Annotated in this window: 12 protein-coding genes and 1 pseudogene; 2 read left to right on the plus strand and 11 right to left on the minus strand. The window is 28.4% G+C overall.

Features of this window, described 5'->3' with window-relative positions; genetic code table 4:
- Positions 1-3 precede the first annotated feature (3 nt).
- The 6 genes from MCJ_RS02560 to MCJ_RS02585 are packed head-to-tail and all read right to left on the minus strand — an operon-like array spanning position 4 to position 5,801.
- Entirely contained in the window at positions 4-1,311 is a 1,308-nt protein-coding gene (locus MCJ_RS02560; protein ID WP_012751733.1) for a hypothetical protein, read from the minus strand.
- Positions 1,301-1,630, minus strand: coding sequence for a ribosome-binding factor A (locus MCJ_RS02565; RefSeq protein WP_012751734.1), 330 nt, complete (start codon positions 1,628-1,630; stop codon positions 1,301-1,303). The genes MCJ_RS02560 and MCJ_RS02565 overlap by 11 nt, the downstream gene beginning before the upstream one ends.
- A gap of 1 nt (position 1,631) precedes the next feature.
- Positions 1,632-3,440 carry a translation initiation factor IF-2 gene (gene infB / locus MCJ_RS02570; RefSeq protein WP_041594539.1) on the minus strand — a complete coding sequence of 603 codons (1,809 nt, stop codon included), beginning with the start codon at positions 3,438-3,440 and terminating at the stop codon, positions 1,632-1,634.
- Positions 3,407-3,700, minus strand: a complete 294-nt coding sequence (locus MCJ_RS02575; RefSeq protein WP_012751736.1) for a YlxR family protein — start codon at positions 3,698-3,700, stop codon at positions 3,407-3,409. The genes infB and MCJ_RS02575 overlap by 34 nt, the downstream gene beginning before the upstream one ends.
- Before the next feature lie 6 nt (positions 3,701-3,706).
- A complete protein-coding gene (gene nusA / locus MCJ_RS02580) occupies positions 3,707-5,590 on the minus strand; it encodes a transcription termination/antitermination protein NusA (protein WP_050731553.1) in 1,884 nt (627 codons plus the stop codon).
- Complete coding sequence (locus tag MCJ_RS02585) at positions 5,583-5,801, minus strand: LSm family protein (RefSeq protein ID WP_050731554.1); 219 nt, start codon at positions 5,799-5,801, stop codon at positions 5,583-5,585. Before MCJ_RS02585 ends, nusA begins: the two co-directional genes overlap by 8 nt.
- 244 nt (positions 5,802-6,045) lie before the next feature.
- On the opposite strand from MCJ_RS02585, the gene MCJ_RS02590 reads away from it, so the two are divergent.
- On the plus strand, positions 6,046-6,711 hold the full coding sequence (locus tag MCJ_RS02590; RefSeq protein ID WP_012751739.1) for a phosphotransferase: 666 nt from the start codon (positions 6,046-6,048) through the stop codon (positions 6,709-6,711).
- Positions 6,712-6,731: 20 nt separating this feature from the next.
- Here MCJ_RS02590 and MCJ_RS02595 read toward each other — a convergent pair whose 3' ends face one another.
- From MCJ_RS02595 to MCJ_RS03690, 3 genes are all read right to left on the minus strand, one after another.
- Positions 6,732-7,520: an alpha/beta fold hydrolase gene (locus MCJ_RS02595; RefSeq protein WP_012751740.1), complete on the minus strand. Its 789-nt coding sequence runs from the start codon at positions 7,518-7,520 to the stop codon at positions 6,732-6,734.
- A gap of 106 nt (positions 7,521-7,626) precedes the next feature.
- A complete protein-coding gene (locus tag MCJ_RS02600; protein WP_041594618.1) occupies positions 7,627-8,157 on the minus strand; it encodes a restriction endonuclease subunit S in 531 nt (176 codons plus the stop codon).
- Positions 8,138-8,893 (minus strand): restriction endonuclease subunit S, encoded by a 756-nt coding sequence (locus MCJ_RS03690; protein ID WP_231833522.1) that lies wholly within the window; start codon positions 8,891-8,893, stop codon positions 8,138-8,140. Before MCJ_RS03690 ends, MCJ_RS02600 begins: the two co-directional genes overlap by 20 nt.
- A 311-nt stretch (positions 8,894-9,204) precedes the next feature.
- Here MCJ_RS03690 and MCJ_RS03695 point away from each other — a divergent pair, with 311 nt between their 5' ends.
- A complete protein-coding gene (locus MCJ_RS03695; RefSeq protein WP_012751743.1) occupies positions 9,205-11,538 on the plus strand; it encodes an N-6 DNA methylase in 2,334 nt (777 codons plus the stop codon).
- Between the two features lie 181 nt (positions 11,539-11,719).
- On the opposite strand, the pseudogene MCJ_RS02615 reads toward MCJ_RS03695, so the two are convergent.
- Positions 11,720-12,000, minus strand: a pseudogene (locus MCJ_RS02615) (IS1634 family transposase); the annotation flags it as partial.
- A gap of 346 nt (positions 12,001-12,346) precedes the next feature.
- Complete coding sequence (tuf, locus tag MCJ_RS02620) at positions 12,347-13,537, minus strand: elongation factor Tu (RefSeq protein WP_041594541.1); 1,191 nt, start codon at positions 13,535-13,537, stop codon at positions 12,347-12,349.
- Positions 13,538-13,635: the final 98 nt, after the last annotated feature.

The raw sequence follows: 13,635 nt of genomic DNA on the forward strand, positions 1-13,635 counted from the left end.
ATATTATCGTATTTTTTCAACAATATTTTTGAGTACTATAAAACTATTTTGTTTTTCAATCTGATTTGCACCTAAAATAACATCAGAGATACTTTCATCTTGTTTAGCAGGTGAATAAACTTTTTGAGCATTTGTAAATAGATCCTTCAATTCACTATCTAAACGAACATCAAAATAACGATATGAAATTTGTTTTTTGTTTAAAAGATGCATAAAAATTCTTTTGCCTTCTACTCTTTCTTTAAATATTTGAGCCTTAGGTGTTCCAATTTTATTACCATAAATATCTAATAACAAATCGTTTAAAAAGCTGGAAACTTTTTGATTAATATTAATAAAGCTTTTAGCTTCAAAATCGAAACTATTAGTTATTAATTTTTGATCTTTTTGAAGTTGTTTTTCTACATTTTTATAGAGTTTAGGTGATGCAAGGAAGATAATTTCTGATTTGTATGTTGTGTCATCAGGGGTGGTAATTTGGCGAATTTGTTCTTCAATATCAACCTTGTTTAAAGACAAAATAATTTGTGAATCCAAGTTATTAATTTTTACTTCATTATTAGCATTTTTATTATTTCACTCTGCAATCCCAGATAAAAAGCCAACTAAATTATTAGTTTCATCAACGTTGTTAGAATCTAAAATAAAACTCACCTTACGACGAAAGGGATCTTTTGGAAATTTTTGAGCTAGATAAGAAGCAGTTGTATACCCTATAATTCAATTAATATCTTGTGAGCGAATGGTAATTGGAAGAATATTTTTTTTAGTTTCAGGAAATTTACTTCAAACAAAATCATTAAATGAGTTAAAATCCGGATTGACAACAAAGATATTTTTTTGAGCCAAAGTCTCAAAAAAACTTTTACTATCAGTGGTGATTTTTTCAAATAATCAACGATTTAGAAACTCTAAATTAAAATCACTTGTCAAAAAGATAACATTGTTACTATTGTATATTTTATTAAACTCTTCAATAAATTGAATAGATTGTTCATTAATTTTATTAGCTTGGTTGTTTTCTAAAATTGAAAAAAAATTTTTTTCTACCAAAGAAAAAGGAGAATTTTCAACTTGTGATTCATGTTTGAGAAATTGCTTTAAACTAGTAATAATTTGTTGATCTAAATCGCTATTTGATTGTGATGTTGTTAAAAATGCTGCTTTAATTGGAGTCACCTCTTGTTGATTTTTTGAGTTTTTTAAATTTTCTAACAAAAAGCTATCATTATTAGCCGCACAAGCTACCAAAAAAACTGGTGATGCTACTAAAAATGAAGGTAAAAGTCGAACTAAAATTTTATTTTTCATTAGTAATCCTTGATAAAATTTTATCAATATTTTCAACACGTTTGCTAACATGATCAATGTAAAAATGAAGTTGTGGTACTTTGTAGCCAACAGATATTTTTGCTAATTTAAAGCGAATAAATTTATTTGCTTTATTTATTTGTTCAAGACAAAAATCTTCATTTTCATTAAATTCTAAATAAATATTTAAGTGTGAATAATCCCCACTTAATTTAACTCAGTTGACATTTAAATCAAAACGATGTGCAAAATTTTGGTACAAAATTTCGCTAATTAAATATAGAAAATGTGTTTCTCTTTTTTCGTGACTAATAGACATTTTAATCCTCGATTTCTACATCTTCAAAAGCTTTAATAGTATCACCTTCTTCAATATCATTAAATTTGTAAACATGGGTTCCAAATTCATTTCCCATGACAACTTCTTTTACATTATTTTTATCTCTCTGAAGTGATTCAATTCTACCTTTGTGCAATAATTTATTATCACGGTAGACTTCAACTTTACACTCAGCGACGAATTTACCACTTAAAACACTGCAACCAGCAATGGTTCCAACTTTTGAGAAAGTAAATTTTTTAATTACCTTGGCAACTCCAATTTCAACTTCTTCATATTTGATAGTACGCAGACCTTTGACTTTTTGCTTGATTTCATCAATAATTTTATAGATAATTGTGTGTTCACGAATTTCAACACCAGCTTGTTTAGCTTGTGTTTTAATTTGATTATTAGTTGGCAAATTAAAAACATAAATAATCGAATTGGAAGTCTGTGCTAATAAAATATCTGCTTTGTTGATTGCCCCAACACCAGAGTGTAAAACGTTTACCTGAACAAATTTAGAAGATAATTTCTCAATTGTAGTCTCCAAAGCTTCAGCAATACCTTGGACATCTGTTTTAATAATGATGTTGATTTGCTTATCTTTTTGATTATCAACCTGAGCTAATGTTTTTTGTTTGACATTGTTTTGTTTTTCAATAGCTTTTTTTTCTTCAGCTAGTTGTTTAGCAAATTTTTCTTCATGAAAACCAAAAAATCTATCACCTGCTAATGGCACATAATTGAGCCCACTGACAACTACAGGAGTTCCCGGTAGCGCTTGATTAATTGGCTTGCCAGTTGTTGATTCTAAACTACGAATTCTACCATATTGGTAACCAGCAACAATAAAATCACGAATTTTCAAAGTCCCATTTTGTACCATCAAGGTAGCCATTACACCTTTGCCTTGGTGCAATTTAGCTTCTAAAACTGTTCCAATAGGAAAGCGATCTTTGTTGGCTTTTAATTCTAAAATTTCCGCTTGCAATAAAATTGATTTAAAAAGCTCATCAATTCCTTGACCTGTAAGTGCTGATCCATAGACAAAGATGTTATTTCCCCCTCACTCTTCTGGAGTAACATCGAGTGTGCTAAGCTCGGTTTTAATTCTATCTAGGTCTTTATTAGCTTTATCCATTTTGTTAACAAAAACAATAATTGGCACATCAGCAGCTTGGGCGTGATGAATAGCTTCTTTGGTTTGTGGCATTACCCCATCATCAGCGGCTACTACTAAAACAACAATGTCAGTAACTTTAGCACCACGCGCGCGCATTTGTGTAAAAGCTTCATGACCTGGAGTGTCGATAAAATTGATGATCTGAGAATCAACTTCTACCTGATATGCACCTGTATGTTGGGTAATCCCGCCGTATTCACCGCCTGCAACATTGGTTTTTCTTATATAGTCTAGCAGCGTAGTTTTTCCATGATCTACGTGGCCCATCACCGTGATAATTGGAGGTCTAGTTGTAAGATCTTCTTGATCATCAATAATTTCAATTGCTTCCATAAAATTGGCGGCATTGACTTCTTTAGTTTGTTGAAAATCAAGACCAAACTCAATGCAAACTTCAGCAATTTCTTCTTCATTTAAGGTGTGATTTAAATTATACATTTTACCTTGTTTAAAGAAAAATGTAATAATTTCGTTAACACTTTTTCCAATTTTGGTCGCCATTTCTGCAATTGACATTGCACCTGTAAAGATAAAAACACCATTGTTAACCTCAACTTTGACATCATTGAGTTGGGATTTAATTTCTGCTACATTTGATTTTCGTTTTTCATTTTTAGCCATTTTGTTTTTACCTCATTTTCTATATTTTCATACACTTTATTTTCAAATTTATGACGAAATGCACGATTTAACATTTTTTTCTTAAATATTATAGCAATTTCATCATCTCTTTTGCACACATAAGCTCCACGGCCAGCAATTTTTTCATTTTCCATAAGATCTAAAAAAATATTTTCTTCTTGTCTGCTAAAGCGAAGAAGTTGTTCAACTGGTCTAGAAGTTTGGCAAACAATACATTTTCGGTGGTAGTTTTTAAACATAAGTAATTAAAAATCAAACTCATCTAGATCAATTTCGATTTCATCGACACCAGAGTAGTCAACTAAATCATTATCAGATTTAAAATTTTGAATTTCTCTTTGAATTTGCCTAGCTTCTTTTCGATTTAAAATTGGAGTTTTAGCTTCATTATTGTCTTGTTGTTTGGTTTTATCTGCAATTTTTTTGCTCTCTTGAGCTTCATTTTTAAAGCTAGAACTTAGTTGCTTATCATTTTTTTGATCTCTTTGTTGTTCGTTTTCTACTTCTGCTTGATCTATTAATGCATTTTCTTTTATAGATTCACTAAGAGCACTATTAATTAGAGAATCAGCATCAAAAAGTGGTTGATTTTCTCGATAATCTTGGTTAGTGTTTTGGAAATTAACTTTTTGCTCGATATGATTATCTTGCTGTTGAGAATCGAGGTTTAAATCATTTTCCTGAGTTTGCCCATTGGCTAAATTATCTAAAGAATTTGGGGTTTTAGATGTCTTATTAGAATAAGTAATTTCAATATTGTCTTCATCTAAGAAAGAATATGGTTCTTTATATTTTTGGATGTCTTTTTCAAATTCTTCTAAAATAGTGCTAAAGTTATCGTTGTAGTTTTTGTTTCTTTGACGTCTAATTGATTCTTTCTTATTTGTATAATTTTGACGTAAAGATTTCATTTCTTCTACATCAGCAATATTACCATTTCATTCAATTTCGAATTTATCATCTTTTAGTGCTCTTGAATAAGGTATAATTTCTAATTTCTTAATTCGAGTTAGATCAGTTGCAAGTTGAACGTTTGATCCTTTTTTACCAATTGCCAAAGTGTGTTGAAAATCAGGAACTACAACTGTATAGTGTTTATTTTTATTGTTTATTTTGAATTCTTTGACACAAACTACTCTAGCTGGGGCAATTGCATTGGCAACAAAAGTTAAAATATTTTCATCATATTTAACAATTTCAATTTGCTCACCATCTAAATCTTGGCTAATAGATTCAATCCGAACTCCTTTTTCACCTATAATTGCGCCTAATTCAGAAATGTGATCTGATCCTGGTAGATTGGTTTTTTTAACAGCAACCTTACATTTTTCCCCCGGAATTCGAGCGATGCTAACAATTTCTAGATTATTAGTTTGTAATTCAGGAATTGCATTTATAATTTTATTTTTTACTAACTGAATTGATTTGCTGGAGACAATAATTTGTGATTGTTTAGAGCTTTTATTAACATCTTCAATAACAACTTCGAGAATATCACCAACCTTTAATTTTTGACCAATGGAATAATGGCTGGGCATGAAAGCTGCAACTTTGTCTTCAACAAGTTCAAATATATATCCAGAGTGAATTTTGTTTGTGATTTTAGCTAAAATAACTGTATTTTTTAGTGGTAAATATTTGTCATAAATTCTTTGCCTATTAATTTCAGAATTAGTTTGTTTAAAATTTTGAATTGCAGACTGAAAAATAGATTTATCAAAAGTTGTGATATCAATTTCTATTTTAACTCTATTTCCCACTTGTAAATCTTCAGGTTTAGCAATTTTTTTAGCAATTGCATCTGAAATACTTATAAATGAAAAAGAAGCTTCATGCTTAGCTAGATCATCAAGATTATCAAAATATGTATCCTCAACTATTTCACCGTTAATGTTATAAACTTTAAAAATAAATTTATCAAAATCAGTTTCTAGTTCTAATTCTGCCTCAGGATCAATTTTTTTGTTAATAACTTTTTCAATTGATTTAGAAAAAGTTTCAAGCACAATATCAATTGTAGTTTGATTTTGTTGAGCAATTTCTTTTAAAGACTCTAATATAAGTTTGGTAGTAGTTTTTTGTTCAATAGATGATACTTGTTTGCTTTTTTTCTTCATATTACTATTCATCCACTCCTTTTGATAATATATCTAAGAAAAAATTATTATATTTTAATTCTATTCTATCAATAAAATCTGATATTTTTTTAGAGATGTCTTCAATATCTTTCATAGTTGTAAGAGTTGTGTAAATTCTTAAAAAAGTGTGTCCATCTTCTAAAATAAACTCAGCTTTTGCTACTTCTGGAAAATTTTCCACTATTTTTTGTTCTATATCCAATTTATACCTCTTTATAAATAGTATGCTTAAGAAATTTATTTTAATTAAAACAAAAAAGGTTGCATCTATAAGACAACCTTTTTGTCAAATCGAAAATCTATCTTAAATTTTAAAACAAAATTTTGTTTTTTTCTACAAAAAGTTGTATTTTTATTTATTAGCAATACAGTTTAGTGCTTTTTTATAAAAAGTAAATATAATTTATTTTTTAGAAAGGTTATAAAAATTTATAAATTTTGTAGTTATGTTTATTAAAGAAATAGAACAAAAAATACCTACTTATATTTTCAAACACCTAAGAAAAATAGAACTAATTTACTGCGGATACCACAACTGTAGCTACAGCGCATTTTATAAAGACGAAAAAGTTCAAATAAGAATTGCTAAAAATAATTTTGTAAATTGAAAAAATGAATCTATTTATCTTGAAGGCAACACCGATTTCATTTTTTACAAAAATGGAAATTTTATTAAAAAATGATACGAAGGTAATATTTTAAATAAGACAATTGCTAAAGAAAATCAAAGACTATTATTTCAAAAGATCTTAGATTTTCAAGAACAAAAACCTAGTAATATTGAACAATTTGATTGAAATATTTTAAATATAACAGATCAAAAATATTGCAATATTCTTAAAAAATATCAAAATGAACAACTTGTACTAAATCATGGTGATCTATGTTTTAAAAATATAATATTTAATGAAAAAACCAAAGAAATTAAGTTTATTGATTTTGAATGAGTTAGATACAATAGTAAATACTTTGATTTGGTTTGTCTTTATTTATACATGAACATTGATAAAGATGAAATTATTAGTTATTTTAATTTAGATAGGCAAAAATTTGCAGATTATGTTTATTTGATTAAAACTTTTAATAAATATTGAAATTTAAAGTTTTACTAGACTTAAAATCTTTTGTTAAACTAATCTAATAAAAAAGGTTTAAAAACTTGCAGAAAGCCTTCCTCATTTTCTGTATAGATAAGATGTCCTGTATAAGGTATTACCTCAACTCTAATATTTTCAATAATTGAGAGATAATATTGAATAGTTTCTTCTTTCATCATGATTCCATCACGTTCACCTAAAATTAACATTGCTGGACATTTTACTTCTTTTAAACCTTCTTCAATTTTATCCATTATGTAATATTGTGGTAATGTGCTACCAAGTTGGACTATATTTTCATTATTAAAATACTCATAATCAAAGACTTTGTTTGCTCAGTCAAGTCATTTTGGATCTTGATATTTTTCTTTGTCATATTCATAAATAGTAAAAAAATCCAACATTTCTTGTGGGGTTTTTGGAAAAAATTTATTATAAAAAAGTGTTGCCAAAGGCATATTAGCTTTGTTCATAGGACCAATAAAAACTATCTTTTTAATTCTCTCTGGTATCAATTTATAAACTAGTGCTGCATTCCCCGCTCCCATTGAATGACCCACTAAAACTACTTCGTCTAAATTAAGTTCTTTAATAAATCTGACAATTTCTTGTGCATAATATTCCATATTTAATTGATGTGGTTCGGCTGGTGTAAGATTGCATCCTGGCAATGTAAAAGAATAATAATTTACACCTGGGATTTTTGATATGAGTTGGTAGAAAACACTATGATTAGAATTAAAGCCATGACAAAATACTAAATTAATTTTGTTCTCTTTGCTTTCACTAATAATATAAGGATAATTTCAGTTAATTTTTTTCATATTATTCCTTTTCAAAATTTTTTTATAATTATTAAATTTAAAATTTTAGAGATATTTGTTAAATTATCTAAATTGTGTAACTATATTTATTTTTTAGAAACATAGTTTATTTTTGTACAAACATTTTATCTAACAATGATTTTTTAATCATTTCAATTTTTTGCAATTTTAATTCATATAAATTTAGCAAATTGTCTATATTTTCAAACACTTTTGCTATTTTTTGTTGTTCTTTGATAGAAGGCACAAAATATTCAAATTGACCATAATTTTTGAAATAAATATGTTTGATCGTTGTCCCACTAATTATTGACTCTATTGGAAAATAAGAGGATAACAAACTATAAATAAAGTAAATATCAAAATTATTTTTACTAGTCAAAGCTGACATTGTCGAACAAAATGCTGTATTTGTAGGCAAAAATCTCAAGCGACCAGCATCTCCATCTTTTATGATGGAAATGTAATCTTCCTTCATAAAGAATTTATCGGTTTTGCCTATAATTTCTTTGGCATCATACAAAAAATATTTACCTTGTTTTTTAACATCACTAAACGTTAAATTAGAAGTGTGATGCTCAACAATATCTTTTAATTGTGTTCATTTTCAAAGGTTTTTATAATCTGCAAAGCGAATTAGAGGTGTTGGTTGGTTGGTTGGTTGGTTGGTTGGTTGGTTGGTTGGTTGGTTGGTTGGTTGGTTGGTTGGTTGGTTGGTTGGTTGGTTGGTTGGTTGGTTGGTTGGTTGGTTGGTTGGTTGGTTGGTTGGTTGGTTGGTTGGTTGGTTGGTTGGTTGGTTGGTTGGTTGGTTGGTTGGTTGGTTGGTTGGTTGGTTGGTTGGTTGGTTGGTTGGTTGGTTGGACAAACATTTTAGCTAACAAAAATTGCTTAATTACACTTATTTTTTCAAGTTTAATTTTATACAAATTGATAAAATTGTCTATATTTTTAAACACTTTTGCTATTTTTTGTTGTACTTCAAGAGATGGGAAATAATATTGTATATTCCCATAATCTTTAAAATAAATATGGTAAATAGTTGTGCCAACTTTCATATTTTCAATGGGAAAATTTAACTTTAATAAGCTATAAATAAAGTATATATCAAAATTTTTGGAAGTAAGCGCACACATTGTGGCTATAAAAGCACTATTTTTTGGTAAAAATCTTGGACGCCCTACATCGCCATCTTTAACTATGGCAATGTAGTCATCTTTCATAAAAAACTTATTGGTTTTGCCAATAACCTTGTTTGCATCATAAAGTGGATATCGACCTTTGCGCTCGACATCACTAAATGTTAATTTAGAAGTGTGGTATGAGACAATATCAACTAATTTATGAACTAATCAATTACAATTACTTCCAACCAAACTAATTTTTGGCTTTAATTTACTGCTATTCACAACTAAATTCCTTCTACCAATTGTTTTAGCTTGATATATTATGAAAATATACTTTATTTGCTTATATAAATAATTATAGCTAAAACTTTCAAATTAACATATTTAATGCGGATTTTAATTTATTTTTTTGTAGGTGGTAATAATAAAAAATAATTCAAGCTTTTAAAATTTCTATATTTTTTGTAAATAGCAAGAAAAAAATACATATTGCTAACTAAAAAGTATGTATTTGTGTACAATTTAAAAAGTTACCATGCAAATTATAAGATTGGAAAATAATGAAATTTACAAGAGATGAATTAGTAGAAAAAATTGGTAGATCATATTGGACAAGCAATATTGAAAATGGTGAATTTTCATACAAAAGTGTTGGTATTGATAGAAGCAAAATCAATTGTAAACATTATAAGCTTGACCTACGTTTCGAATATCCAGAAGAAGCATTAACTCTAATTATTGAAACTAAGCCAGATGAAAAAAGTTTTGATAAACCATCTTCTTATAATCAATTAAAATGTTATTTCAATAGTGAGAGACTTTATCGGCCAAATAATAATATAATTGCCATTCTCGTAAGATTGGATGACATCAAAGATAATAAATATATTGTTTATGATGCCCAGTCTAAAAAGATTATTGAAGGTTACAAGCAGAAAATTAAGAAAATCTATGACTATCACAACCTATTTTCATCTAAAAGTAATGATCGATCACTAGTAACAAAAAATACTATAAATTTAAACAAAATGTTGCACAAATACAACATTAGTGAACGAATTAGAGCACAATTTATTGGTTCACTTTTAGTAGCAATCAATAGTAAATCTAAAAATAAAATTTTTCAAAAAATTGATTCTGTAAATGGGAAGTCTAAAGATATTCTAAACTTGATAAAAGATATTATCAAAAATAAAATCAATGATGATCAAAATGCAAAAGAAAAATTAGAAGTTACCTCATCAGTTCTAGATGACATGCAGCTAGTAAATTTAAAATACGAAAATTTGCAAAGAATTATTTATTTTATTGAAAAAGAAATAATACCTTTTATAGATGAAAAATCTAACTATGGTGAAGATCTTTTGAATCTATTTTTTACAACTTTTAATAAGTATGTACAAAAAGATGACAAAAATCAAGCCTTTACCCCTTCACATATTACAGATTTTATGGCAAGTTTAGTACAAATTAATGAAAATTCTAGGGTATTAGATCCCACTTGTGGATCAGGTTCTTTTCTTGTTCAAGCAATGAGTCAAATGATTAAAAATATTGATGATCCCAAACTCAAACAAAAAATTAAAAGAGAACAAATTTTTGGAATTGAATCTGAATATATCGCTTTTAGTTTAGCTTCAACAAATATGCTCATTCATGATGATGGTTTATCAAATATAGTTTTAGATTCCTGTTTTGAGAGAAGAGAATGAATTGAATCTAAAAACATTAATGCAGTTTTAATGAATCCGCCATTTAATGGTAAGAATATGCCAAGTGATTTTACCGTCAAAGAAAACACCGGGATGGATTCAACCAAAGGGTTAGCTTTTGTAGAATTTGTTGCTAATTCTGTTAAAACTAAAGGTGCGCTTTTAGCTACAATTTTACCTTTAGCAACTGCTATTGGAAGAGATCAAATTATTAAAGAATATAAGAAAAAAATGTTAGCAAAACATACACTAAAAGCTGTTTTTAGTATGCCAAATGATTTATTTCACCCTGGAGCCTCAGCTTCTGTTTGTATTATGTTGTTTGAGTTAAACAAACCACACATTAAACGAAATGCAACATTTTTTGGTTATTATAAAGACGATGGCTTTATTAAAAAGAAAAATTTAGGTAGAGTAGAAAAAAAGGATTGAAACTTAACTAAGCAGCTTTGGTTGGAAACATATTTGCAATCCAAAGAAATTCCTGAATTTTCTGTATTAGAAAATGTTGACCATAATGATGAATGACTAGCAGAAGCTTATATGGAAACTGATTATAATCAACTTCAAGCTTGAGATTTTAGTAAAACTATTCGTGATTATTTATCTTTTAAACTCAAAAATGGCATTTTAGAAAAAATAAGTGACAACAAAATTATTCAAGATAATTTAAAACTAAATGTCAAAGAGTGAAAATATTTTCAAATTAGTGACTTATTCGAAGTTAAAAAAGCTAAAAATGTCATTATTGAAGATGCACAAAGAGAACAAGGTAGTGAAGTTGCCTATGTTACTCGAACCCAAAATAATAATGGAATAATCTTTTTTGTCAAAAAATCTGTTTTTGCAGAAGAAGAGGCAAATGTGATTACCATTGGCGGTGAAAGTGCTAAAAGTTTTTATCAACCACTTAATTTTATCAGCGGTAACAATATTACTAAAATCAAACTCAAAGAATTTGCACTAGATAGATATCTTGGCTTATTTTTTGTAACCTTGTTAGATAAGGAAATGAATCGCTATAATTATGGCCGTGCATTTAATCAATTAAATATTGCAAATACAAGATTAAAATTACCAATTGACAAAGATGGCAAACCAGACTATCAATTTATGAGAAAATATATTAAAGCATTGTTAACAAAAGAAGAACAATTCTTTTCGAAAAATTTATTTAAATAATAAAAGTATAAAAATAACTTTTATTGAGTAGCACAAAACATTTAATAAATAAAAAATATCTTATTCTAATCACAAGTAAGATATTTTTTTTCAAGTTTGCCAGTTTGATGAGATAATCTTAAAAAAGTGTTTGGTTTGTGCAGTTTTTTAACTTTTTTAGCAAAAGTTAATTACCTATTTTTTATTGATTTATTAAAATATCAAAGTAGAAATTATATTTATTTCAAATATCTGGATCACTAGAAACACAACCGCGGTTTTTAAACATCATTTGCTGATTTGAAGTGTTAAATTCAACCCTTTGCACCAATTTTTGCAACATCGCTACTAAACTAACTTCAGTTAATAAATAGTTTTCATAAAATTTGTTATTAATAATATGTTGCTTAAGTCTGAAAATTATAGTTTTTAAAACCACTAGCCAAATAAACACAAAAATGTATGAACTAGGATGTACTCATCCCACATATTTGTATATTTTATTTTTTGAAGTTTCCATTAAATAGGATCAAATTTTGCTTTTCATAATTTATATTACAGCATGAAATTACTTAAAAATCAGTAATTAATTATAAATTAATAACAATAAGATTCTTTGATCAAAAAAACACCCGGATTATGGGTTTTTTTGGCTCTTTATATACATTAAAAAGTAATTTTCGCCATCAAACTAGGACTAATAAATTTATTAATATTTAATAACTAAAATATTAAATCCGCTTTAAATTTTATATAGATAAAATAAAAAACCAAAATAGTTGGCAGACTATTTTGGTTTTATGATTAATTTTTATAATTAGGTCGTTAATTATTTAATAATTTCTGTAACTGTTCCAGCACCAACAGTTCTTCCACCTTCACGGATAGAAAACTTAGTACCTTGTTCAACAGCAATAGGTGCAATTAATTCAACTGTTAAGTCAACATTGTCACCTGGAATAACCATCTCTCTTCCTTCTTCGAATTCAATTCCACCGGTAACATCAGTTGTTCTAAAGTAAAATTGAGGTTTGTAGTTTTTGAAAAATGGTGTGTGACGTCCACCTTCGTCTTTTGTTAAAGCATAAACTGCAGCTTTAAATTTGGTGTGAGGAACAATAGTTTTAGGTTTTGCAATAACTTGTCCTCTTTCAATTTCGCTACGATCAACTCCACGTAAAAGAACTCCGGCGTTGTCTCCAGCCATTGCTGATTGAAGATTTTTGTTAAACATTTCAATTCCAGTAATAACAGTTTTTTTAGGTTCTGGTTTATATCCAACGATTTCAACTTCTTCGTTTAGTTTAACTTGTCCTCTTTCAACCTTACCGGTTGCAACAGTCCCTCTACCTGTAATAGTAAAGACATCTTCAACTGCCATTAAGAATGGTTTGTCCATCTCACGAGCTGGTGAGTCAATGTAATTATCAACTGCATCCATAAGTTCGATGATTTTTGCTTCTCATTCTGGTTTACCTTCAAGTGCTCCACGAGCTGAACCACGAATAATTGGTGTATTTTCACCGTCAAAGTCGTATGAAGATAATAATTCTCTAATTTCAACTTCAACTAAATCAATCATTTCGTCATCAACATCTGGTAAGTCAACTTTATTTAAGAAGACAACCATTTTTGGAACACCAACTTGTTTAGAAAGTAAAATGTGCTCTCTAGTCTGTGGCATAGGTCCATCAGAAGCTGCAACAACTAAGATAGCCCCATCCATTTGTGCTGCACCTGTAATCATATTTTTAATGTAGTCAGCGTGCCCTGGGCAATCTACGTGAGCATAGTGTCTCTTGTCTGTACTATATTCGATGTGAGCAGTGTTAATAGTAATTCCACGTGCTTTTTCTTCAGGAGCAGCATCGATTGAAGCATAATCTTTAGCTTCTGCTAATCCTTTTTTTGATAATACTGTTGAAATAGCAGCTGTCAAAGTAGTTTTACCATGGTCAACGTGACCAATGGTTCCAATATTGATGTGCTCTTTACTACGGTCAAAATCTTGTTTTGCCATATTGATTCCTTTCAATACTTATTTTTAAAATAGTTTAAGCGCTCAAACCCACCTACGAATAGTCTTTCAGCTATTTCCCATCCAACTAACTTAAACTA

This window comes from Mesomycoplasma conjunctivae, from assembly GCF_000026765.1.
Lineage (GTDB): Bacteria > Bacillota_I > Bacilli_A > Mycoplasmatales > Metamycoplasmataceae > Mesomycoplasma > Mesomycoplasma conjunctivae.